Genomic DNA, 24166 nt, shown 5'->3' on the forward strand with positions numbered 1-24166 from the left:
TTCAGCAAAATCAGGGGAATACCTATGCGTAAAGTCTTAGTCACCGGTATTGAGCCGTTTGATGGTGAAAAAATTAATCCGTCTTGGGAAGTGGTGAAGCAGTTGGGCGATCTGGAGCTGTCCGGGGCGAAAATTGTGGTTCGCCAGTTGCCGTGCGTGTTTGGCAAAGCTATCGACGCGCTGAATGTCGCTATTGATGAAGTGCAGCCTGAAATGGTGATTTGCGTCGGGCAGGCGGGCGGTCGCAGTGATTTCAGCATCGAACGCGTGGCGATAAACATCAACGATGCGCGTATCCCTGATAACGATAACAATCAGCCGGTGGATGAGACGATTGTCGCCGACGGCCCAGCCGCGTATTTCTCCACCTTGCCGATCAAAACCATTGTGAACGGGTTACGCGAATCCGGTATTCCGGCTTCTGTCTCGCAAACGGCAGGCACCTATGTGTGTAATCACATTATGTATGGCCTGCTGCATCGTCTTGCCCAGCCGTCGTGCAAAGTGGTGAAGGGCGGTTTTATCCATATTCCTTATCTGCCGGAGCAGGCGGCGAAGCATCCGGGCGCGCCGAGTATGTCAGTTCACACTGTGCTGAATGCGCTTGAGCTGACAATTGCTATCGCGCTGCATACTGAGCAGGATTTGAAAATTGCCGAGGGTGCGACTCACTGATGCCTGAAGGTCCTGAAATCCGCCGCGCTGCCGATTTGCTGGCAGCTGCGGTGGTGAACAAGCCGCTCACGGATGTCTGGTTTGCTTTCCCTAATCTGAAGCCTTACCAGTCCGCATTACGTGGTACCAAAATTACGGCGATTGAAACCCGCGGAAAAGCGTTGCTGACGCACTTTTCCAATGGCCTGACGCTCTACAGCCACAACCAGCTTTATGGCGTCTGGCGGGTTATTCAGGCCGGTGAAACCCCGAAGGAAACCAAGCGTTCGCTGCGGGTAAAACTCGAAACCACGGATGCGGCGATCTTGCTGTACAGCGCGTCTGAGATCGGGCTTTACGATACGGCGGAAATTGAAAATCATCCGTTCCTGCAACGTATCGGGCCGGACGTGCTGGATGAAACCCTGACCGTCGCTCAGGTTCGTGAGCGGTTACTTTCGCCGAAATTCCGCAACCGTCAGCTCGGCGGGATGTTGCTTGATCAGGCATTTCTGGCCGGATTAGGAAATTATCTGCGGGCGGAAATTCTGTGGCTGGCAAAATTGCTGCCCGACCATAAACCGAATGAACTGAATGACGCAGAGCTGGATGCACTGGCCGATGCCTGTTTGTCCGTCGCGCGTTTGTCCTACGCCACGCGCGGTACAATGGATGAAAATGTGCATCACGGTGCGCTGTTTCGTTTTAAAGTTTTCGGGCGGACGGGGAAACCCTGCGAGCGCTGTGGCGATCCGATAGCGAAATCCAGCGTGTCATCACGGCCATTTTTCTGGTGCCCGGTTTGTCAGGTGTGATGAAAACGTTGAAATGAAAAAGGCTCCCGCGGGAGCCTTTAAAGTCTGAGTAATCAGAACTTATTTTTTCAGCTGAGAATGGAAATCGCGTTTGTCGTAGCCGGTGTAAAGCTGACGAGGACGGGCGATTTTGATGCCGTCCTGGTGCATTTCGCTCCAGTGAGCAATCCAGCCAACGGTACGCGCCATCGCGAAGATCACGGTAAACATGGACGACGGAATGCCCATGGCTTTCAGGATGATGCCTGAATAGAAATCGACGTTCGGATACAGTTTTTTCTCGATGAAGTACGGGTCGTTCAGCGCGATATGTTCCAGCTCCATCGCTACTTCCAGCAGGTTGTCTTTCAGATCCAGCTCTTTCAGCACTTCATGACAGGTTTCACGCATTACAGTGGCGCGCGGGTCGTAGTTTTTGTAAACACGGTGACCGAAGCCCATCAGGCGGAAAGAATCATTTTTGTCTTTCGCACGTTTTACGAATTCCGGGATGTGATCCACGCTGCTGATTTCTTCCAGCATTTTCAACGCGGCTTCGTTAGCGCCGCCGTGCGCAGGTCCCCACAGGGAAGCGATACCGGCTGCGATACAGGCGAACGGGTTAGCGCCAGAAGAACCGGCGGTACGCACGGTAGATGTCGACGCGTTCTGCTCGTGGTCAGCGTGCAGGATCAAAATACGATCCATCGCGCGTTCCAGAATCGGGTTCACTTTATATTCTTCACACGGCGTGGAGAACATCATGTGCAGGAAGTTACCGGCATAAGACAGGTCGTTGCGCGGATACACAAACGGCTGGCCGATAGAATATTTGTAACACATCGCGGCAACGGTCGGCATTTTGGACAGCAGACGGTAAGCGGCGATTTCGCGGTGACGTTCGTTTTCGACATCAATGGAGTCGTGATAAAACGCCGCCAGTGCGCCGGTCACGCCGCACAGTACGGCCATCGGGTGAGAGTCACGACGGAAACCGTGGAACAGGCGGGTGATCTGCTCGTGAACCATAGTGTGACGGGTCACATTGGTTTTGAATTCTTCGAACTGCTCCGGGGTTGGCGCTTCGCCGTTCAGCAGCAGGTAGCTGACTTCCAGGAAGGTTGACTCTTGCGCAAGCTGGTCAATCGGGAAGCCGCGGTGTAACAGAATACCTTCGTCACCGTCGATATAGGTGATTTTGGATTCGCAGGATGCAGTAGAGGTGAAACCGGGGTCATAGGTAAAAAGACCTTTTGAACCGAGGGTACGGATATCAATTTCATCCTGACCCAGCGAGCCGGTGAGCACGCTCAGTTCAATCGGGTCGTGACCTTGTAGGGTAAGTGTCGCTTTCTTATCAGCCATTTACAGTCTCCTTAGCGCCTTATTTTTAAAAATCAGTAACAACAGAAATGCCTGGAAGCGACGCCTTGAAAGGTCATTATTATTGTCAGCCTTAACTCTGCGATCGGATGGGGAGGGAACGTAGAGTTGAGTCGAATTGCAGTCTCAGACTGCTCTGTGACCAACAAGCGGCGTTTCATCGTTGTTAACGATTCGGTAAATCATTACTGTTCTGTCGCTCAGTACCTGTGAAGAGTATGAGGATTTACACAATCCCCACTTTTGCATAACTTGGGGCTACAGGGAAGACCCTGCATCACGATTGTGTGATCCACTGATTCTTCAGAGACTTTCACCTTTTTGGTGCGGTTGGTGTCAGCCGGTATGTGCTCAGTATCACAGTCCTATAGGGATAGCTCATATGTAATGGAAATGTTGATCAAATGTCAAACTAGATAATTTATTTTGTGCCTTTTATGGAAAATGAGAGCTAACTCACTGTTTAAAAGAAATGTGAATAAAGCATTTGTAGGGCAATTGTAATAAGAATGTGATCAACCTATACTCCTACAAGGTCTCCGGGCAATCCGAAGTAGGAGCACCCAGCATCATTTTCCTGGCCTTTACGTTACGGCTTTGAAAATTGACTATCGCGCCGTTTAAGCACATCGGATGTCGTTGTTTGAGCGCGGGAGAAGTTGAGCTTTTAGCTCTGATATATCCAGGTCATTTGCGTTGCGGGAAGGCGGCAAGCGAACGAGTCCCTATGAGCTGACTCCAGTCAGTGATTAGGGTGAGTAAACGCAGCCAACGCACCAGCGGCGCAAAGAACGAAGGATAGATGCTGTCTGACATACTGCTCCGGGCCGGAGGAAGTAAAATAATAAGAGCTGTGTGGGCAAAACCGTGAAAAAACAAAGACCTGTCAATCTGGATCTGCAAACGATCCGGTTTCCCGTTACTGCGATAGCGTCCATCTTACACCGAGTCTCTGGCGTAATAACCTTCGTCGCCGTCGGTATCCTCCTCTGGCTGTTAGGTTTGTCTCTCTCTTCTCCTGAAGGGTTTGCACAGGCTGCGGCCATCATGAATAGCTTCTTCGTCAAATTCATCTTTTGGGGAATACTCACTGCGCTGGCCTATCACGTTTGCGGTGGCGTCCGCCACTTGCTGATGGATTTTGGCTATATCGAAGAGAGTTTGGCTGCCGGTACCCGTTCTGCCCAGGTGGCAATCGGTCTGACCGTCGTGCTGTCAATTCTGGCTGGAGTCCTCGTATGGTAAGCAACGTTTCTGCATTGGGACGCAATGGTGTGCACGACTGGCTGTTACTGCGTGCTTCCGCGATCATCCTCACCTTGTACATCCTTTATATTCTGGGCTTTGTGGTTCTGGCTCAGGAACTGACTTTTGATGTCTGGCATGGCTTCTTCTCTTCCTCCATCACGAAAGTATTCACACTGCTGGCATTGCTGTCGATTTTGATTCATGCGTGGATCGGCATGTGGCAGGTGTTAACGGACTATGTCAAACCGCTGGCTGTCCGACTGGTGCTGCAACTGGCCATCGTCGTCACGTTAGTGGTTTACCTACTTTACGGAACAATTGTTGTTTGGGGAGCGTAGTAAATGAATCTGCCAGTCAGAGAGTTTGATGCTGTCGTTATCGGTGCAGGTGGCGCCGGTATGCGTGCCGCGTTACAGATTTCACAACAGGGCCTGTCCTGCGCCCTGATTTCCAAAGTCTTCCCGACCCGCTCCCATACGGTGTCTGCTCAGGGCGGTATTACCGTTGCGCTGGGTAACACGCATGAGGATGACTGGGAATGGCATATGTACGACACCGTAAAAGGTTCCGACTACATCGGTGATCAGGACGCCATTGAATATATGTGTAAAACCGGGCCGGAAGCGATTCTGGAACTCGAACACATGGGATTGCCTTTCTCCCGTCTTGATGATGGCCGTATTTATCAGCGTCCGTTTGGCGGCCAGTCGAAGAACTTCGGCGGCGAGCAGGCGGCACGTACCGCGGCAGCAGCCGACCGTACCGGTCACGCCTTGCTGCACACGCTGTATCAGCAAAACCTGAAAAACCACACCACGATTTTCTCCGAATGGTATTCACTGGATTTAGTGAAAAACCAGGACGGCGCGATCGTCGGGTGTACCGCAATTTGTATCGAAACCGGTGAAGTTGTTTACTTCAAAGCCAAAGCGACCGTGCTGGCAACCGGCGGTGCAGGCCGTATTTATCAGTCCACCACCAATGCGCACATTAATACCGGCGACGGCGTGGGCATGGCATTGCGTGCAGGTGTGCCGGTGCAGGATATGGAAATGTGGCAGTTCCACCCGACCGGCATTGCCGGTGCCGGCGTTCTGGTAACAGAAGGCTGCCGTGGTGAAGGTGGTTATCTGCTCAATAAAGACGGCGAACGTTTCATGGAACGTTATGCGCCAAATGCCAAAGACCTGGCGGGTCGTGACGTGGTGGCGCGTTCCATCATGATCGAAATCCGTGAAGGCCGTGGCTGCGAAGGTCCGTGGGGCCCGCACGCCAAACTGAAACTCGATCATCTGGGTAAAGACGTTCTGGAATCCCGTCTGCCGGGTATTCTGGAATTGTCGCGTACCTTTGCGCACGTCGATCCGGTTAAAGAGCCGATCCCTGTTATCCCAACTTGCCACTATATGATGGGCGGCATTCCGACCAAAGTGACCGGTCAGGCGCTGCGTGTGAACGCACAGGGTCAGGATGAAGTGATCCCCGGCCTGTTCGCGGTCGGCGAAATTGCCTGCGTTTCCGTTCACGGTGCCAACCGTCTCGGCGGTAACTCACTGCTCGATCTGGTGGTCTTTGGCCGTGCAGCCGGTATGCACTTGCAGGAATCCATTCAGGAGCAGGGCGCAAGCCGCGATGCGTCTCAGGACGATATCGATGTGTCTCTGGAGCGTCTGAACCGCTGGAACAACACCCGTTCGGGTGAAGATCCGGTGGCTATCCGTAAAGACCTGCAATCGTGCATGCAGAATAACTTCTCGGTCTTCCGCGAAGGGGATGCGATGGCGAAAGGTCTGGAAGAGCTGAAAGTAATCCGTGAACGCCTGAAAAGCGCGCGTCTGGATGATACCTCCTCAGAATTCAACACCCAGCGCGTCGAGTGTCTGGAGCTGGATAACCTGATGGAAACTGCGTTCTCAACGGCTGTCTCCGCAAACTACCGTACAGAAAGCCGTGGCGCTCACAGCCGCTTCGACTTCCCTGAACGTGATGATGCGAACTGGCTGTGCCATACGCTGTATCAGCCGGAAACAGAAAGCATGACCCGCCGTGAGGTGAACATGCAGCCTAAGCTTCGCGCGGCGTTCCCGCCGAAAGCGCGTACTTACTAGGGCGGAGCGGAAACAGATTATGAAAATTGAATTTTCGATTTATCGCTACAACCCGGACGTCGATGATGTTCCGTACATGAAGGATTACGTGCTGGAAGCCAAAGAAGGGCGCGATATGATGTTGCTCGACGCGCTGATTTTGCTGAAAGAACAGGATCCGACGCTGGCTTTCCGCCGCTCATGCCGTGAAGGTGTTTGCGGGTCTGACGGCGTGAACATGAACGGTAAAAACGGTCTGGCGTGTATCACGCCGGTTTCGACGCTGCGTAATGGCAACAAGAAAATTGTTATCCGTCCGTTGCCTGGATTGCCTGTTGTGCGTGACCTTGTTGTGGACATGGGACAATTCTATAAGCAGTATGAGAAGATTAAGCCTTACCTGTTGAATGATGGGAAAAATCCTCCGGCGCGTGAGCATTTGCAGATGCCGGATGACCGTGAAAAGCTCGACGGATTATACGAATGTATTCTCTGCGCCTGCTGCTCAACCTCCTGTCCTTCGTTCTGGTGGAATCCGGACAAATTTGTCGGTCCGGCTGGCCTTCTGGCCGCTTACCGTTTCCTCATCGACAGCCGCGATACCGAAACGCAACCGCGCCTCGACGATCTGAACGATGCTTTCAGCGTATTCCGCTGCCACAGCATCATGAACTGTGTGAGTGTGTGCCCTAAAGGTTTGAACCCGACGAAAGCGATCGGCCATATCAAATCGATGCTGCTACAGCGGGGCGCCTGAGTTCATAAGGTGATGCCATCAGCGGGAACTCAGGTTCCCGCTGTTATTTACCCGCTTTTGGTTTCGCTTTCTTTAGTTACAAATGCCGTAACTGAGGCTTTGATAGCAAATAAGTAATTTTTTAATAACAAAGTAGCAACAAGTGCAACAAAGTTGCGCCTGACAGGAGTAAGATAGCCGGGTAAAAATCAGGGGGATGGAAAAAAGGGGTAAAGAAGCAGGGCAACTTCAAAAATCAGTCACGCATCTGGCGGATTTCTGAAGGTTCCTTGAAGAGCCAAACGCTCAACCAACGAACTGTTTTAGTATGGAAAACCGTTTTACCGCGGTGTATCACGGTCAATATTATTAACCACGGCGAAAACTAAAGCTTCAAAGCTTAAGGGATCACGATGCAGAACGGCGCAATGAAGGCCTGGCTGGATTCCTCCTATCTGGCGGGTGCGAACCAGTCTTACATAGAACAACTCTATGAAGACTACTTAACCGATCCTGGTTCCGTTGACGATAGCTGGCGTTCGATTTTTAAACAGCTACCAACAGTGGGTGTGAAACCAGAGCAACTCCATTCTCAAACTCGCGACTACTTCCGCCGCCTGGCGAAAGATGCGTCACGTTACAATTCCTCCATCAGCGATCCTGAAACGGATGCCAAGCAAGTTAAGGTGTTGCAGTTAATCAATGCCTTCCGCTTCCGTGGTCATCAGAACGCGAACCTTGATCCCCTCGGCCTGTGGAAACTGGACGATGTACCGGATCTGGATCCTGCGTTCCATCATCTGACTGAAGCTGATTTCCAGGAAACCTTCAACGTCGGTTCTTTTGCCATTGGCAAGGAAACCATGCAGCTCGGCGAGCTGTATAAAGCCCTGAAGCAAACCTATTGCGGTTCCATTGGTGTGGAATACATGCACATCACCAACACCGAAGAGAAACGCTGGATCCAACAGCGCGTCGAATCCGTGGCCGGTCGTGCGAAATTCACCAATGACGAGAAGAAAACGTTCCTGAAAGAACTGACCGCAGCAGAAGGTCTGGAGCGTTATCTGGGCGCGAAATTCCCCGGTGCAAAACGCTTCTCTCTTGAAGGTGGCGATGCGCTGGTTCCGATGCTGAAAGACATGATCCGTCATGCAGGCAAAAACGGAACGCGTGAAGTAGTGCTGGGTATGGCGCACCGTGGCCGTCTGAACGTGCTGATCAACGTACTGGGGAAAAAACCTCAGGACTTGTTTGACGAATTCTCCGGCAAACATAAAGAACATCTGGGCACCGGTGACGTGAAATACCACATGGGCTATTCGTCCGATGTGGAAACCGAAGGCGGAATGGTTCACCTGGCGCTGGCGTTTAACCCGTCGCACCTGGAAATCGTGAGCCCGGTGGTGATCGGTTCTGTTCGTGCCCGTCGTGATCGTCTGGACGAAGCACGCAGCAATATGGTTCTGCCAATCACTATTCACGGTGATGCGGCGATTACCGGTCAGGGTGTGGTTCAGGAAACCCTGAACATGTCGCTGGCACGCGGTTATGAAGTGGGCGGTACCGTGCGTATCGTCATCAATAACCAGGTGGGCTTCACCACCTCGAATCCGAAAGATGCGCGTTCCACCGATTACTGTACTGATATCGCGAAAATGGTGCAGGCGCCGATTTTCCACGTCAATGCCGATGACCCTGAAGCGGTGGCTTTCGTGACCCGCCTGGCATTGGATTTCCGTAACACCTTTAAACGTGACGTCATGATCGATCTGGTTTGCTACCGTCGCCACGGCCATAACGAGGCCGACGAACCGAGCGCAACCCAGCCACTGATGTATAACAAGATCAAGAAGCACCCGACGCCGCGTAAAATTTATGCTGACATTCTGACCGAGCAAAACGTGGCCAGTCTCGAAGATGCCACGGAAATGGTCAATTTGTATCGTGATGCGCTGGATGCGGGAGAGTGTGTGGTGGAGGAGTGGCGTCAGAATGACATGCACACGTTCACCTGGTCACCGTATCTGAACCACGAGTGGGATGAAGCTTACCCAAACAAGGTTGAGCTGAAACGCCTGCAGGAACTGGCGCGCCGCGTCAGCCATGTGCCGGATGCTATCGAAATGCAGTCACGCGTTGCCAAGATTTACGGCGACCGTAACGAGATGGCCGAAGGTAATAAGAAATTCGACTGGGGCGGCGCGGAAAATCTGGCGTACGCTACGCTGGTTGATGAAGGTATTCCAATCCGTCTGTCGGGTGAAGATACCGGTCGCGGCACCTTCTTCCACCGTCATGCTGTGATCCACAATCAGAAAAATGGTTCCGTATACGTGCCGCTGGCTAATATCCATAACAGCCAGGGCGAGTTCAACGTATGGGATTCCGTTCTTTCCGAAGAAGCGGTGCTGGCGTTTGAATACGGTTATGCCACGGCTGAGCCGCGTACGCTGACCATCTGGGAAGCGCAGTTCGGCGATTTCGCCAACGGTGCGCAGGTGGTTATCGACCAGTTCATCAGCTCCGGCGAACAGAAATGGGGCCGCATGTGTGGTCTGGTGATGTTGCTGCCGCACGGTTACGAAGGGCAGGGGCCGGAGCACTCCTCCGCGCGTCTGGAACGTTATCTGCAACTTTGCGCTGAGCAAAACATGCAGGTTTGTATCCCGTCGACCCCGGCGCAGGTTTACCACATGATCCGTCGTCAGGCGCTGCGTGGTATGCGCCGTCCTCTGATCGTCATGTCGCCGAAGTCTCTGTTGCGTCATCCCCTGGCGGTTTCTACGCTCGATGAACTGGCCAACGGCAGCTTCCTGCCAGCGATTGGTGAAGTAGACGAACTGGATCCAAAACAGGTTAAGCGCGTGGTGATGTGCTCAGGCAAGGTGTACTACGACCTGCTGGAACAGCGTCGCAAAAACGAGCAAACCGACGTGGCGATTGTCCGCATCGAGCAGCTGTACCCGTTCCCGCACAAAGCGATTCAGGAAGTGCTTGAGAAATTCTCACACGTTCATGATTTCGTCTGGTGTCAGGAAGAGCCACTGAACCAGGGCGCGTGGTATTGCAGCCAGCACAACTTCCGTGAAGTGATTCCTTTCGGGGCTTCTTTACGTTACGCAGGACGTCCGGCCTCTGCTTCTCCGGCAGTGGGTTACATGTCCGTTCACCAGAAGCAACAGCAAGATCTGGTTAACGATGCGCTGAACGTTAAATAACGCGTTGGCGTGAGTTAACACTATGGAACATAAGAAGGATTTATAATGAGTAGCGTAGATATTCTGGTCCCTGACCTTCCTGAATCCGTGGCAGATGCGACGGTTGCAACCTGGCATAAAAAACCGGGCGACAGCGTTGAGCGTGACGATGTACTGGTAGAAATTGAAACCGATAAAGTGGTTCTGGAAGTGCCGGCAAGTGAAGCCGGTATTCTGGACAGCATTATCGAAGATGAAGGCGCAACGGTCATTTCCCGTCAGATTCTGGCGCGCATTCGTCCGGGTAACAGCTCCGGTAAGCCAAGCACTGAGAAAAGCTCCGATAAAGAAGCGACTCCTGCTGCACGCCATACCGCCGCTCTGGAAGAAGAAAGCAACGACGCACTCAGCCCGGCAATCCGCCGTCTGATTGCCGAGCATTCTCTGGATGCCAACGCGATCAAAGGCAGCGGTGTTGGTGGTCGTCTGACCCGTGAAGATGTCGAGCAACACCTGGCGAAAGCCAAAGACGCGAAACCTGCGGCTGCACCAGCAGCGACTCCTGCCGCGACCAGCGCCGCACCGGCTCTGGGTTCACGCAGCGAAAAACGCGTCCCGATGACCCGTCTGCGTAAGCGTGTTGCTGAGCGTCTGCTTGAAGCGAAAAACAGCACCGCAATGCTGACAACCTTCAACGAAATCAACATGAAGCCAATCATGGATCTGCGTAAGCAGTACGGTGATGGTTTCGAAAAACGTCACGGCGTGCGTCTGGGCTTCATGTCTTTCTATCTGAAAGCTGTGGTTGAAGCGCTGAAACGCTATCCGGAAGTGAACGCTTCTATTGATGGCGATGATGTGGTTTACCACAACTATTTCGACGTGAGCATCGCCGTTTCTACGCCACGCGGCCTGGTAACGCCGGTTCTGCGCGATGTGGATACGCTGGGTATGGCTGACATCGAAAAGCAAATCAAAGAGCTGGCGATCAAAGGCCGTGACGGCAAACTGAAAGTGGAAGAACTGACCGGCGGTAACTTTACTGTGACCAACGGCGGCGTCTTCGGCTCACTGATGTCGACCCCGATTATCAACCCACCGCAGAGTGCAATTCTGGGCATGCATGCCATTAAAGATCGTCCGATGGCGGTGAACGGTCAGGTTGTGATCTTGCCAATGATGTATCTGGCACTGTCCTACGATCACCGTCTGGTTGATGGCCGGGAATCGGTCGGCTTCCTGGTGACCATTAAAGAAATGCTGGAAGATCCGGCTCGTCTGCTGCTGGACGTTTAGTCCCCCGCGGAACGAAAGAAATAGAGATCGTAAAAATCTGTGGCACAGCCCGCTGTGCCCTGATAAGCCTTCCTACTAAAGAATGGATAGAACATCATGAATTTACACGAGTATCAGGCGAAACAGCTGTTCCTGCGCTACGGCCTGCCAGCACCAACGGGCTTCGCCTGTTCCACGCCGCGTGAAGCGGAAGAGGCTGCATCGAAAATCGGTGCCGGTCCGTGGGTGGTAAAATGTCAGGTTCATGCCGGTGGTCGCGGTAAAGCGGGCGGCGTGAAAGTCGTGAAAAGCAAAGAAGAAATTCGTGCTTTCGCTGAACACTGGCTGGGTAAACGTCTGGTGACTTACCAGACAGATGCACTGGGTCAGCCGGTTAACCAGATCCTGGTTGAATCCGCGACAGACATCGACAAAGAATTGTACCTCGGCGCTGTGGTAGACCGCAGCTCACGACGCGTGGTGTTCATGGCGTCTACTGAAGGCGGCGTGGAAATCGAGAAAGTGGCTGAAGAAACGCCACACCTGATCCACAAAGTTGCACTGGATCCGCTGGCAGGTCCGCAGCCTTATCAGGGCCGTGAACTGGCATTCAAACTGGGTCTGACCGGTAAGCAGGTTCAGCAGTTCACCAAGATCTTCATGGGTCTGGCGAACATCTTCTTAGAACGCGACCTGGCGCTCATCGAAATCAACCCGCTGGTAGTGACCACCGCTGGCGACCTGATCTGCCTCGACGGCAAACTGGGCGCAGACGGCAACGCATTGTTCCGTCAGCCAGAATTGCGTGAAATGCGCGATTACAGCCAGGAAGATGCCCGCGAATCTCAGGCAGCGCAGTGGGAACTGAACTACGTTGCGCTCGACGGCAACATCGGTTGCATGGTGAACGGTGCCGGTCTGGCAATGGGTACCATGGACATCGTGAAACTGCACGGTGGCGAACCGGCTAACTTCCTGGATGTTGGCGGCGGTGCGACCAAAGAACGCGTAACAGAAGCCTTCAAAATCATCCTGTCCGATGAAAAAGTGAAAGCCGTCTTCGTGAACATCTTCGGCGGTATCGTTCGTTGCGACCTGATCGCCGACGGTATCATCGGTGCGGTGGAAGAAGTGGGCGTCAGCGTGCCGGTTGTGGTGCGTCTTGAAGGTAACAATGCCGAGCTGGGTGCCAAAAAACTGGCAGACAGCGGTTTGAACATCATTGCAGCGACCAGCCTGACGAATGCGGCTCAACAAGTTGTCGCGGCAGTGGAGGGGAAATAATGTCGATTTTAATCAACAAGAACACCAAAGTTATCTGCCAGGGTTTCACCGGTAGCCAGGGGACTTTCCACTCTGAACAAGCCATCGCTTACGGCACAAAAATGGTTGGCGGCGTAACGCCGGGCAAAGGCGGCACCGAACATCTGGGTCTGCCAGTGTTCAACACCGTTCGCGAAGCGGTTGAGACTACCGGCGCGACGGCTTCTGTTATTTATGTTCCCGCGCCATTCTGCAAAGATTCCATTCTGGAAGCGCTGGATGCAGGCATCAAACTGATCATCTGTATCACAGAAGGCATCCCGACGCTGGATATGCTGGTGGTTAAAGTGAAACTGGATCAAAGCGATGCCGTGATGATCGGGCCAAACTGCCCGGGCGTGATCACCCCTGGCGAATGCAAAATCGGCATCATGCCTGGACATATTCACCTGCCGGGCAAAGTGGGTATCGTTTCACGCTCTGGTACGCTGACCTATGAAGCCGTTAAACAGACTACAGATTACGGCTACGGTCAGTCTACCTGCGTCGGTATCGGCGGCGACCCGATCCCGGGCTCTAACTTCATCGATATCCTGAAACTGTTCCAGGAAGATCCGCAGACTGAAGTGATCGTCATGATCGGTGAAATCGGCGGGAATGCTGAAGAAGAAGCGGCTGCGTACATCAAAGCACACGTAACCAAACCGGTTGTAGGCTACATCGCGGGTGTGACTGCGCCTAAAGGCAAACGTATGGGCCACGCAGGCGCCATCATTGCCGGTGGTAAAGGCACGGCTGACGAGAAGTTTGCAGCACTGGAAGCTGCTGGCGTGAAGACTGTTCGCAGCCTGGCCGATATCGGCGAAGCCGTGAAATCCGTTCTGCCACAGTAAGTATTGTCCGTCGCGCCGGGCCATGTTCCGGCGTGACCTGAGTCATTTCATATGACTTAACGATTCGACATGTTGGCCACCTTCGGGTGGCCTTTTTTATTTTTAAGCTAAATATTTAACAATCGCCGATATGAGCTATATTTATTAACAGAGCACGATAGGTTCATTGGAAATAAAAAGTTAATAAATGGGTTTTAAAAGGTAGCGATTTAGATATTTAGCACAACCATAAAAACACAACAAATTAACAATAAATACACCATTAAAGATCAGTGAAACCAACGGTTAACATCCTGAAATATTTTTTCAGAAATTGATGTAGATATTATAGAAATAAACAATGAGATAGGCTTAAATTGCGTCAGATCAATTACGGCAACCTGCACTGTTTTGTCGTTAAATTGACCTGTACGCGGAAATCCGCTTTGGGTCACTAAAAAACCTATTTAATGTGTGGGATTACTGGCGTAACATAATGGTCCTGTAACATCAGTTTTTTTGTATGTTTACTTTTCCCCGAGATTTTCCCGTTCATCAGCCTCTTAGAGGCTCGCTGGCCGCGTCTTTTCCGGGTATCAGAATGCCTTGAACGGCTTCACTCAGCTGAACTCTGCATTTCTGTTCTACACACATTTAAATACTGGTAGTCATGAGGCGTTCCGGCAACCGGTTCGTCAAAGATCGCAATTTGGGGTCTTCCTCCGAGGAGCAAGGGGTCAAGATGTTTGATATCGTTGAACTGTCGCGTTTACAGTTTGCTTTAACAGCCATGTACCATTTCCTATTTGTCCCATTAACGCTGGGTATGGCGTTTATACTGGCAATTATGGAAACGGTGTATGTGCTTTCCGGCAAACAAATCTATAAAGATATGACCAAATTCTGGGGCAAGCTTTTTGCAATTAACTTTGCAATTGGCGTTGCTACCGGTTTAACCATGGAATTCCAGTTCGGGACTAACTGGTCATATTTCTCACATTACGTCGGTGATATCTTCGGTGCGCCTTTGGCGATTGAAGGTTTGATGGCGTTCTTCCTGGAATCAACACTAGTCGGCCTCTTCTTCTTCGGTTGGGATCGCCTGTCTAAAGTTCAGCACATGGCGGTTACCTGGTTTGTTGCCCTTGGCTCAAACTTGTCTGCTTTGTGGATCCTGGTGGCGAACGGCTGGATGCAAAACCCGATTGCTTCTACCTTCAACTACGAAACCATGCGCATGGAAATGGTCAGCTTCTCCGAGCTGGTTCTGAACCCGGTTGCGCAGGTTAAATTCGTACACACCGTTGCATCCGGTTATGTGACAGGTGCGATGTTCGTTCTGGCTATCAGCTCTTACTACCTGCTGAAAGGTCGCGATGTGGGCTTTGCAAAACGCTCTTTTGCGATCGCGGCAAGCTTTGGTCTGGCGGCTGTACTGTCTGTTATCGTGCTGGGTGATGAATCCGGTTACGAAATGGGTGACGTACAGAAAACCAAACTGGCGGCAATCGAAGCAGAGTGGGATACCCAACCTGCACCGGCCAGCTTCACGCTGTTCGGCCTGCCAAATCAGGACAAAATGGAAAATGAATACTCCATTCAGATTCCTTACCTGCTCGGCCTGATTGCAACGCGTTCTGTGGATACGCCGGTGACTGGTCTGAGAGACCTGATGGCGCAACACGAAGTGCGTATCCGTAACGGGATGAAAGCGTACAACCTGCTGGAAGAGTTACGCGCAGGGAATACTGATCCAACCGTTCGCAGTGACTTTGAAAAAACCAAGCAAGACTTGGGCTACGGTATGTTGCTGAAACGCTATACCGACAAAGTGACCGATGCGACAGACGCACAAATCCAGAAAGCGACGAAAGATTCTATTCCGCGCGTTCTGCCTCTGTACTTCGCATTCCGTATCATGGTTGCCTGCGGCATCCTGATGCTGGTTCTGATTGGATTGTCATTCTTCGCAGTGGTTCGGGGCAAAATTGGCGAAAAACGCTGGCTGCATCGTGCCGTGTTGTTTGGCCTGCCACTGCCATGGATTGCGGTTGAGTCTGGCTGGTTCGTTGCGGAATACGGCCGTCAGCCATGGGCAATTGGTGAGGTCTTACCAACGGCCATTGCGCACTCTTCTTTGACCGTCGGTGATGTGCTGTCATCAATGATCCTGATCTGCGGCTTGTACACCCTGTTCCTGGTCGCTGAGATGTTCCTGATGTTCAAATATGTACGCCTGGGGCCAAGCAGCCTGAAAACAGGGCGCTATCATTTTGAAAAACCTTCAGCCCCGCTTGAGCAAGCTCAGTAATTAGGGAGTCCGACTATGTTCGATTATGAAAGTTTACGGTTCATTTGGTGGGCGCTGATTGGCGTGCTGTTTATCGGCTTCGCGGTCACCGATGGATTTGATATGGGTGTGGGGATTCTGGTACGGATCATCGGTAAAACCGATACAGATCGCCGGATCATGATCAATGCGATCGCCCCGCACTGGGATGGTAACCAGGTCTGGCTGATCACCGCCGGTGGTGCGTTATTTGCTGCGTGGCCGATGGTTTATGCGGCAGCGTTCTCGGGTTTTTATGCGGCGATGGTTCTGGTGCTGTGCGCATTGTTTTTCCGTCCGCTGGGCTTTGACTACCGTTCAAAACTGGATAACGCGCGCTGGCGTGGAATGTGGGACTGGGGCATCTTCATTGGTAGCTTCGTGCCATCGCTGGTCTTTGGTGTGGCCTTCGGTAACCTGTTACAGGGCGTGCCGTTCCACATTGATACCGACCTGCGTCTGTTCTATACCGGTAACCTGATTCAGCTGCTGAATCCGTTTGGTATTCTGGCCGGTCTGGTCAGCCTGACCATGCTGATTACGCAGGGCGCAACGTATCTGCAAATGCGTACTGTCGGCGAACTGCATCTGCGTACCCGTAATGCCTCGCAGATTTCTGCGCTGATCATGATGGTTTGCTTCCTGCTGGCGGGCATCTGGCTGGTTAAAGGGATTGATGGCTTCACCGTGACTTCCGTACTGGATCACGCGGGCCCGTCAAATCCGCTGCACAAAACGGTTTCTCATGAAGCGGGCGCATGGTTGGCTAACTTCAACAAGATCCCTGCTCTGTGGGCTATTCCTGCACTGGGTGTGATTCTGCCGCTGCTGACAATCCTGTTCTCCCGTTTGAATAAAGCGGCTCTGGCTTTCGTCAGTAACTCACTGACTATCGCCTGTGTGATCCTGACGGCCGGTATCACTATGTTCCCGTTCGTCATGCCGTCAATCACTGATCCTAACGTCAGCCTGACCATGTGGGACGCAACGTCTACCTTACTGACGTTGAGAGTGATGACCGTCGTAGCGTGTATTTTTGTGCCAATCATCCTGATTTACACCTCATGGGCGTATTACAAGATGTTCGGTCGCCTCGATAAAACGTACATCGAGAACAACAAGCATTCGCTGTATTAAGGAGAAAACCATGTGGTATTTTGCCTGGATCCTCGGCACCTTGCTGGCCTGCTCATTTGGTATCATGACCGCGCTGGCGCTTGAGCACAGCGAAGCCAACAAAGCTGCAAAAGAAGAGAAGTAACAATGAGTGTGATCGCGGATAAAGTTTACGCCGTCACAGACAAGGGCCCCTTGCGGGCCCTTTCCCTTGTGATGTCGCTGCTGCTTGCCGGTTGTGTTTTCTGGAAACCGGGCATGTTTGCTTCGTCGACCAGCCAGCTGGAAGTGTGGCACGGGCTCATTCTGATATGGGCTGTTTGTAGCGGTGTTATTCACGGTCTGGGTTTTCGTCCGAGAAATTCGGTGTGGAAATCATTTTTTTCACCGTTACTGGCGATGATTGCACTGGCTGCGGGTTTGTTTTACTTCTTCAGCTGACTTTTATCGTCTTAAAAATACACAGATTTACAGTAATCTTCCTATGGGCCGCTCCGGCCCATAATTATTTTCGTTCCAGCATTGCAACCCATTCCCAACCCCAATTCTCTTGCGTATAGTAGTGCCGTCAAATTGCATTACGGGATGTAGAGTGAGTAATTCGTTGTTCCGATGGCCGGTTCGTGTCTATTACGAAGACACAGACGCGGGAGGTGTGGTCTACCATGCCCGATACGTCGCCTTTTTTGAAAGGGCTCGCACAGAGATGTTGCGCCAACGCAATTTTCACCAGCAGCAGTTGCTGGCAGAACACGTCGCTTTTGCTGTCCGCCGCATGACGGTCGAATACTTTGCACCAGCTCGCTTAGATGACTTGCTGGATGTTCAGAGTGAGATTACGTCCATTCGCGGAGCTTCTCTTACTTTTGCACAACGAATTCTTGATTCGCATGGAAACCTTCTGAGTTCTGCAGAAGTGTTGATTGCATGCATTGATCCACACCAAATGAAGCCCCGAGCGCTTCCTAAGTCTATTGTCGCGGAGTTTAAGCAGTGACTGACATGAACATTCTTGATTTATTTTTGAAGGCCAGCATCCTGGTCAAGCTGATTATGCTTGTCCTGGTGTGCTTTTCTATCGCATCCTGGGCGATCATCATTCAACGCACGAAAGTGCTGAATGCCGCCACCCGCGAGGCAGAAGCGTTCGAAGATAAATTCTGGTCCGGTATTGAGCTTTCCCGTCTGTATCAGGAAAGCCAGGGCCGTCGCGAAACCCTGAGCGGGGCAGAGCAAATCTTCCATTCTGGTTTTAAAGAATTCGCCCGTTTACACCGTGCCAACAGCCACGCGCCAGAGGCGGTGATTGAAGGGTCTTCACGTGCAATGCGCATCTCCTTTAACCGTGAACTCGAATCCCTTGAAACACACATTCCTTTCCTTGGCACCGTCGGTTCCATCAGCCCGTATATCGGTTTATTCGGTACGGTCTGGGGGATCATGCACGCCTTTATCGGTTTAGGTTCCGTGAAACAAGCGACCCTGCAAATGGTTGCTCCAGGTATCGCAGAAGCACTGATTGCTACGGCGATTGGTCTGTTCGCCGCTATTCCGGCCGTTATGGCGTATAACCGCCTTAACCAGCGTGTGAATAAGCTTGAGCAAAACTACGATAACTTCATGGAAGAATTCACGGCTATCCTGCACCGTCAGGCTTTCTCTCGCGAAACCAGCAGTAACTAAAGGGGGAGAGTATGGCTCGTACACGAGGTCGTCGTAACCGGCGCGAAGGTAAGTCGGAAATCAACATCGTTCCGCTGCTGGACGTACTGCTGGTTCTGTTACTGATTTTTATGGCGACAGCACCGATCATTACCCAGAGTGTGGAAGTTGACTTACCTGATGCGACGGATTCTAAAACAGTGTCCAGCGATGATAACCCGCCTGTGATTGTTGAAGTTTCAGGCGTCGGTCAATACACCATTGTGGTGGATCATCAGCGTATGGAACAACTGCCTGAACAACAGGTTATTGCAGAAGCGACCAGCCGTATTCAGGCCAATCCGAAGACGGTATTCCTGATCGGCGGCGCGAAAGATGTGCCTTATGATGAAATCATCAAGGCGCTGAATATGCTGCATCAGGCTGGCGTGAAGTCAGTCGGATTGATGACACAACCTATCTGAGGATAGGTAATTTGTAACACTTATTTGAAACCCGGCATTCGCTGGCTTGCTAAAAGAGTAAGTCAGGCGCTACAGGATCCCGGGTTTTTAGTAATCCTGTCTTGGGAAATCTATTTTGGTAAAGGCAACTGCAACTGAACAAAACGATAAGCTCAAACGCGCCGTTATTGTTTCGGTCGTTCTGCATATCATCATTATAGCCCTGTTGATTTGGGGATCGCTGGACGAAGATACCAGCATGAGCGGTGGCGGCGGCGGTAGCGATATCTCGGCCGTAATGGTTGATCCCAGTGCCGTGGTCGATCAGTACAACCGTCAGCAACAGCAACAGGCTGATTCCCAACGTGCTGCCGCAGCGCGTCAGAAAAAATCAGAGCAACAGGCTGAAGAGCTTCAGCAGAAACAGGCCGCAGAACAGCAACACCTGAAAGAACTTGAGAAAGAGCGTCTTCAGGCACAGGAAGATGCGAAGCAGCAGGCGCAGGAACAGGCTCAGCAGCAGAAACAAGCCGCTGAACAACAGAAACAAGCGCAGCAGGCTGCCGAGCAGGCGAAAGAACAACAGAAGCAGGCCGAAGCTGCTGCCGCACAGGCGAAAGCTGAAGCGGCAAAAGAAGCGGCTCAGGCGAAGGCCGATGCAGCGAAAGAAGCTGCAAAAGCGCAGGCTGATGCACAGAAAAAAGCCGCAGCCGAAGCGAAGAAACAGGCTGAAGCTGAAGCCGCCGCAGCGGCTGCGGCCGCGAAAAAACAGGCCGAGGCTGACGCGAAGAAAGAAGCGGCTGCTGAGGCGAAGAAACAAGCTGCCGCAGAGGCTAAAGCTCAGGCTGCCGCCGATGCGAAAGCGCAAGCTGATGCAGACGCCAAAGCTGCTTCGGATGCGAAAGCCGCCGCTGCCGCTGAGAAGAAAGCTGAAGCGGCTGCAGCTGCCAAGAAAGCCGCAGCCGATAAGAAAGCGGCCGCTGCCGCTGCCGCAAAAGAATCTGCTGACGCCAATAACTTATTTGACGGGCTGGCCGATTCTAAAAATGCGCCGAAAGGTTCAACAGGCGGTGGGGCTTCTGCTCCGGCAGGTAAAGGAACACAGAAAAAGGCGGGTGCATCCGGTGCCGATATTGCTAACTATGGCAGCCAGATAAAGGCGGCTATTGAGAGCAGATTCTATGACGCGTCATCGTATGCGGGTAAAACCTGTTCGTTGCGCGTTAAAATGAACCCGGATGGCTCGCTTATCAGCGTGTCAGCAGAAGGTGGGGATCCAGCACTTTGTCAGGCAGCGCTTGCCGCGGCCCGACAGGCGAAATTCCCGAAACCGCCTTCTGAAGCAGTCTATGAAGTATTTAAAAATGCTCCGATAGATTTTAAACCGTAGAAAGATGAAAATAATTTCTTTTCAGAATTTTACGATAGATTGCAGGGTGTAATTCTAGTTTTGTATGCGTTGGTTTGTTAAAATTCTGCTAAATTATCGCGGGCAGATACGTCCAGATAAGGGAGATACAATGAAGCAGGCATTTCGAGTAGCGTTCGGCCTTTTGATGATGTGGGCATCTGTAGTACATGCAGAAGTTCGCATTGAAATTACTCAGGGCGTAGATACCGCTCGTCCGATTGGCGTTGTGCCATTCAAATGGGCGGGCCCGGGTACTCCACCTGAAGATGTTGGCGGTATTGTTGCTGCTGACTTACGCAACAGTGGTAAATTTAACCCTATTGATGCATCGCGCATGCCACAACAGCCAACTTCAGCGGCAGAAGTCACACCTGCTGCCTGGACTGCTTTGGGCATCGATGCCGTTGTTATCGGTCAGGTTCAGCCTGCAGCCGATGGCAGCTATGTTGTTTCTTACCAGTTGGTTGACACCTCTGGTGCTCCGGGCACTGTGCTGGCACAAAACCAGTATAAAGTGACCAAACAATGGTTGCGTTATTCTGCCCATACAGCCAGTGATGAAGTTTTCGAAAAACTGACCGGTGTTAAAGGTGCATTCCGCACCCGTATTGCTTACATCGTGCAGACTAACGGCGGCAAATTCCCGTACGAACTGCGTGTAGCGGATTACGATGGTTACAATCAGTTTGTTGTTCACCGTTCACCAGAGCCTCTGATGTCTCCGGCCTGGTCTCCGGACGGTAGCAAACTGGCTTACGTGACCTTCGAAAGTGGTCGTTCAGCGTTGGTTGTACAGACACTGGCAAACAGTGCCATCAAACAGATTGCCTCTTTCCCACGCCACAACGGTGCTCCGGCGTTCTCTCCGGACGGGTCTAAACTGGCATTCGCGTTGTCTAAAGATGGTAGCCTTAACCTGTATGTGATGAACCTGGGTTCAGGTCAGATCTCTCAGGTCACTAATGGCCGTAGCAACAATACTGAACCAACCTGGTTCCCGGACAGCCAGAACCTGGCGTTCACGTCGGATCAGGGCGGTCGTCCTCAGGTATATAAAGTTAATATTAATGGCGGTGCGCCACAGCGTCTGACATGGGAAGGCTCACAGAATCAGGACTCTGACGTCAGTGCAGATGGTAAATTCCTGGTCATGGTGAGCAGCGCCAGCGGTACACAGCACATCGCTAAACAAGATCTGGCAACGGGAGCCGTTCAAACATTGACGGACACGTTCCTGGATGAAACGCCTAGCCTCGCACCAAACGGCACTATGGTTATCTACAGCTCCTCTCAAGGACTGGGTTCTGTATTGCAACTGGTATCGACTGATGGGCGCTTCAAAGCGCGTCTTCCGGCAACTGATGGACAGGTCAAATTCCCTGCCTGGTCGCCGTATCTGTAATGCATAGAAAACTATGTATGGCAAAAAATTATAAAAGGATCGAATAGATGCAACTGAATAAAGTGCTGAAAGGGCTGATGCTGGCATTGCCTGTTCTGGCAGTCGCTGCGTGTAGTTCTCACAAAAACGCGGACAACGACCAATCAGGTATGGGTCTGAACTCTGGCACTGGCGCAGAAAGCGGCAACATGTCTTCTGAAGAGCAAGCTCGTCTGCAGATGCAAGAACTGCAGAAAAACAACATCGTTTACTTTGGCCTGGACAAATACGATGTTTCTTCAGAATTCGCTCAGATGTTAGACGCGCACGCAGCATTCCTGCGTAGCAACCCGTCTTACAAAGTGACTGTAGAAGGTCATGCTGACGAACGTGGTACTCCAGAGTACAACATCGCCCTGGGCGAACGTCGTGCTACTGCTGTTAAAATGTACCTGCAAGGTAAAGGCGTTTCTGCCGACCAGATCTCTATCGTTTCTTACGGTAAAGAAAAACCAGCTGTACTGGGCCATGACGAAGCGGCTTACGCTAAAAACCGTCGTGCCGTACTGGTTTACTAAGAGAATAGTATGAGCAGTAACTTCAGAACTCACCTGTTGAGTCTGTCGTTACTGGTTGGCGTAGCGGTCCCATGGGCCGCTACTGCCCAAGCGCCAATCAGTGATGTCGGCTCAGGCTCGATAGAAGATCGGGTCACCTCTCTGGAGCGTATTTCTAACGCTCACAGCCAGCTATTAACTCAACTCCAGCAACAACTTTCTGATTCCCAACGTGATATGGATACTCTTCGTGGTCAAATCCAGGAGAACCAGTATCAGTTGAGTCAGCTTGCTGATCGTCAGAAGCAGATTTTTAACCAGATGGACAGCCTGAGTCAGGGTGCCGCCGGAGCCGCCAGTACGGGCGCTGCAGCAGCCACTGCCGACGCGTCTGGTAATGCTGCGGCCGCCACGTCTGATGCAGGTGCTGCACAAGCCCCTGCAAGCACAGGCGATGTGAACAGCGACTACAACGCCGCTGTTTCTCTGGCGCTGGAAAAGAAACAGTATGATGAGGCGATCGCTGCCTTTCAGAGTTTCGTAAAAAAATACCCGGATTCTACATACCAGCCTAATGCCAACTATTGGTTAGGCCAGTTGTATTACAACAAGGGTAAAAAAGACGACGCTGCTTATTATTTTGCAGTTGTGGTCAAAAACTATCCGAAGTCTCCAAAAAGTTCTGACGCGATGTTCAAAGTTGGGGTGATTATGCAGGAGAAAGGGCAGGCCGATAAAGCCAAAGCCGTCTATGCGCAGGTCATTAAACAGTACCCAAACACCGACGCGGCAAAACAAGCTCAAAAACGTTTATCTGCGAAGTAGTTCCCCATTCAGGACCGGAAAATGTACATATCGTGCATTTTCTGGGCTTGAGTGTGTGAAAGTCCAGCAGTTAAGCATCTTTGTGAAAATTAAAGTTGCACTGAAAAGTTAAATAAGTAATATATGCCGCCGTTGCCCAGACAACTCCAAACGGCTAACGCTGTTAGAGATTTAGGCAATTTGCAGTAGGTTTAGAAGGGCCGTTAGCTCAGTTGGTAGAGCAGTTGACTTTTAATCAATTGGTCGCTGGTTCGAATCCAGCACGGCCCACCACTTTTAAAGTGTACCCTCTAAACAAACAGGCAAAGTGGCTTGCACACCAACTGCAAGACACAAAGGCAGTCAGAAGTATTCAGGAAGGGCCGTTAGCTCAGTTGGTAGAGCAGTTGACTTTTAATCAATTGGTCGCTGGTTCGAATCCAGCACGGCCCACCACTCTTTAAGTGGATGTATGTAGTGAAGCAGTGATGGATGAGAACCATTGGTTCGAGCCGAGCGAAGCGAGACGACAACGCGCAGCGTTGCCCGCAGGGTGAGGTAGAAGACCGAATCAATCCAGCACGGCCCACCACTCTTTAAGTGGTTAGTCCTGAATAAGTAGTACAAAGCATTTAGATGGGCCGTTAGCTCAGTTGGTAGAGCAGTTGACTTTTAATCAATTGGTCGCTGGTTCGAATCCAGCACGGCCCACCATCTTTAAGTGGATGTATGTAGTGAAGCAGTGATGGATGAGAACCATTGGTTCGAGCCGAGCGAAGCGAGACGACAACGCGCAGCGTTGCCCGCAGGGTGAGGTAGCAGACCGAATCAATCCAGCACAGCCCACCACTTTTAAAGTGAGCCATCTAAATTGCAAAGATGTCTACTTCATCAAATTCAGAAAAAAGCGCCTTTAGGCGCTTTTTTCGCATTCATACCCCTGTATTTCTC

The 24166-nt window shown here is 51.7% G+C and carries 22 protein-coding genes, 3 tRNA genes and 2 other RNA genes; 26 read left to right on the forward strand and 1 reads right to left on the reverse strand.

Annotation, left to right across the window (positions count from 1 at the left end):
• The first annotated feature begins 24 nt into the window (after positions 1-24).
• Together pcp and nei are read left to right on the forward strand one after the other, a co-directional pair.
• Positions 25-675: a pyroglutamyl-peptidase I gene (pcp, locus tag J1782_RS07705; protein ID WP_165059467.1), complete on the forward strand. Its 651-nt coding sequence runs from the start codon at positions 25-27 to the stop codon at positions 673-675.
• Positions 675-1469, forward strand: coding sequence for an endonuclease VIII (gene nei, locus J1782_RS07710; RefSeq protein ID WP_165059469.1), 795 nt, complete (start codon positions 675-677; stop codon positions 1467-1469). Before pcp ends, nei begins: the two co-directional genes overlap by 1 nt.
• 60 nt (positions 1470-1529) lie before the next feature.
• Here nei and J1782_RS07715 read toward each other — a convergent pair whose 3' ends face one another.
• Complete coding sequence (locus J1782_RS07715; protein ID WP_152326489.1) at positions 1530-2813, reverse strand: citrate synthase; 1284 nt, start codon at positions 2811-2813, stop codon at positions 1530-1532.
• Between the two features lie 873 nt (positions 2814-3686).
• Here J1782_RS07715 and sdhC point away from each other — a divergent pair.
• The 24 genes from sdhC (at position 3687) to J1782_RS07835 (ending at position 24064) form a co-directional block, all read left to right on the forward strand.
• Complete coding sequence (gene sdhC, locus J1782_RS07720) at positions 3687-4076, forward strand: succinate dehydrogenase cytochrome b556 subunit (protein WP_104922897.1); 390 nt, start codon at positions 3687-3689, stop codon at positions 4074-4076.
• Positions 4070-4417, forward strand: a complete 348-nt coding sequence (sdhD, locus tag J1782_RS07725; protein WP_152326490.1) for a succinate dehydrogenase membrane anchor subunit — start codon at positions 4070-4072, stop codon at positions 4415-4417. Before sdhC ends, sdhD begins: the two co-directional genes overlap by 7 nt.
• 3 nt (positions 4418-4420) lie before the next feature.
• Positions 4421-6187, forward strand: coding sequence for a succinate dehydrogenase flavoprotein subunit (sdhA, locus tag J1782_RS07730; RefSeq protein ID WP_152326491.1), 1767 nt, complete (start codon positions 4421-4423; stop codon positions 6185-6187).
• Between the two features lie 19 nt (positions 6188-6206).
• Positions 6207-6923: a succinate dehydrogenase iron-sulfur subunit gene (locus J1782_RS07735; RefSeq protein WP_152326492.1), complete on the forward strand. Its 717-nt coding sequence runs from the start codon at positions 6207-6209 to the stop codon at positions 6921-6923.
• Between the two features lie 392 nt (positions 6924-7315).
• Entirely contained in the window at positions 7316-10123 is a 2808-nt protein-coding gene (gene sucA, locus J1782_RS07740; protein WP_152326493.1) for a 2-oxoglutarate dehydrogenase E1 component, read from the forward strand.
• Between the two features lie 45 nt (positions 10124-10168).
• Positions 10169-11398 (forward strand): 2-oxoglutarate dehydrogenase complex dihydrolipoyllysine-residue succinyltransferase, encoded by a 1230-nt coding sequence (gene odhB, locus J1782_RS07745; protein WP_217152816.1) that lies wholly within the window; start codon positions 10169-10171, stop codon positions 11396-11398.
• A 96-nt stretch (positions 11399-11494) separates the two neighbouring features.
• On the forward strand, positions 11495-12661 hold the full coding sequence (gene sucC / locus J1782_RS07750; RefSeq protein ID WP_101077379.1) for an ADP-forming succinate--CoA ligase subunit beta: 1167 nt from the start codon (positions 11495-11497) through the stop codon (positions 12659-12661).
• The gene (gene sucD / locus J1782_RS07755; protein ID WP_101077378.1) at positions 12661-13533 is read left to right on the forward strand and encodes a succinate--CoA ligase subunit alpha; all 873 of its coding nucleotides are present in this window, start codon (positions 12661-12663) and stop codon (positions 13531-13533) included. Before sucC ends, sucD begins: the two co-directional genes overlap by 1 nt.
• A 721-nt stretch (positions 13534-14254) precedes the next feature.
• Positions 14255-15823: a cytochrome ubiquinol oxidase subunit I gene (gene cydA / locus J1782_RS07760; protein WP_165059470.1), complete on the forward strand. Its 1569-nt coding sequence runs from the start codon at positions 14255-14257 to the stop codon at positions 15821-15823.
• Between the two features lie 15 nt (positions 15824-15838).
• Positions 15839-16978: a cytochrome d ubiquinol oxidase subunit II gene (gene cydB, locus J1782_RS07765; RefSeq protein WP_165059472.1), complete on the forward strand. Its 1140-nt coding sequence runs from the start codon at positions 15839-15841 to the stop codon at positions 16976-16978.
• Between the two features lie 10 nt (positions 16979-16988).
• The gene (gene cydX / locus J1782_RS07770) at positions 16989-17102 is read left to right on the forward strand and encodes a cytochrome bd-I oxidase subunit CydX (protein WP_101077375.1); all 114 of its coding nucleotides are present in this window, start codon (positions 16989-16991) and stop codon (positions 17100-17102) included.
• 2 nt (positions 17103-17104) lie between these two features.
• A complete protein-coding gene (gene ybgE, locus J1782_RS07775; RefSeq protein WP_152326497.1) occupies positions 17105-17398 on the forward strand; it encodes a cyd operon protein YbgE in 294 nt (97 codons plus the stop codon).
• A 151-nt stretch (positions 17399-17549) separates the two neighbouring features.
• Positions 17550-17954, forward strand: a complete 405-nt coding sequence (gene ybgC, locus J1782_RS07780; protein WP_165059474.1) for a tol-pal system-associated acyl-CoA thioesterase — start codon at positions 17550-17552, stop codon at positions 17952-17954.
• Positions 17951-18640, forward strand: coding sequence for a Tol-Pal system protein TolQ (gene tolQ, locus J1782_RS07785; RefSeq protein ID WP_013576430.1), 690 nt, complete (start codon positions 17951-17953; stop codon positions 18638-18640). The genes ybgC and tolQ overlap by 4 nt, the downstream gene beginning before the upstream one ends.
• 11 nt (positions 18641-18651) lie before the next feature.
• On the forward strand, positions 18652-19083 hold the full coding sequence (tolR, locus tag J1782_RS07790) for a colicin uptake protein TolR (RefSeq protein WP_165059476.1): 432 nt from the start codon (positions 18652-18654) through the stop codon (positions 19081-19083).
• A gap of 115 nt (positions 19084-19198) precedes the next feature.
• Complete coding sequence (tolA, locus tag J1782_RS07795) at positions 19199-20452, forward strand: cell envelope integrity protein TolA (RefSeq protein WP_217152817.1); 1254 nt, start codon at positions 19199-19201, stop codon at positions 20450-20452.
• A gap of 130 nt (positions 20453-20582) precedes the next feature.
• Positions 20583-21875, forward strand: a complete 1293-nt coding sequence (gene tolB / locus J1782_RS07800; RefSeq protein ID WP_104922885.1) for a Tol-Pal system beta propeller repeat protein TolB — start codon at positions 20583-20585, stop codon at positions 21873-21875.
• A gap of 47 nt (positions 21876-21922) precedes the next feature.
• The gene (gene pal, locus J1782_RS07805; RefSeq protein WP_152326499.1) at positions 21923-22432 is read left to right on the forward strand and encodes a peptidoglycan-associated lipoprotein Pal; all 510 of its coding nucleotides are present in this window, start codon (positions 21923-21925) and stop codon (positions 22430-22432) included.
• A 9-nt stretch (positions 22433-22441) separates the two neighbouring features.
• Positions 22442-23236, forward strand: a complete 795-nt coding sequence (gene cpoB / locus J1782_RS07810) for a cell division protein CpoB (protein ID WP_165059480.1) — start codon at positions 22442-22444, stop codon at positions 23234-23236.
• Positions 23237-23433: 197 nt separating this feature from the next.
• Positions 23434-23509, forward strand: a tRNA-Lys gene (locus tag J1782_RS07815).
• Positions 23510-23595: 86 nt separating this feature from the next.
• A tRNA-Lys gene (locus tag J1782_RS07820) sits at positions 23596-23671 on the forward strand.
• 15 nt (positions 23672-23686) lie between these two features.
• Positions 23687-23807: non-coding RNA, RtT sRNA (locus J1782_RS07825), on the forward strand.
• A gap of 46 nt (positions 23808-23853) precedes the next feature.
• A tRNA-Lys gene (locus J1782_RS07830) sits at positions 23854-23929 on the forward strand.
• A gap of 14 nt (positions 23930-23943) precedes the next feature.
• A non-coding RNA gene (locus J1782_RS07835) (RtT sRNA) lies at positions 23944-24064 on the forward strand.
• The last annotated feature ends 102 nt before the right edge of the window (positions 24065-24166 follow it).

The sequence above is a fragment of the Rahnella sp. BCC 1045 genome (assembly GCF_019049615.1).
GTDB classification, from domain to species: domain Bacteria; phylum Pseudomonadota; class Gammaproteobacteria; order Enterobacterales; family Enterobacteriaceae; genus Rahnella; species Rahnella contaminans.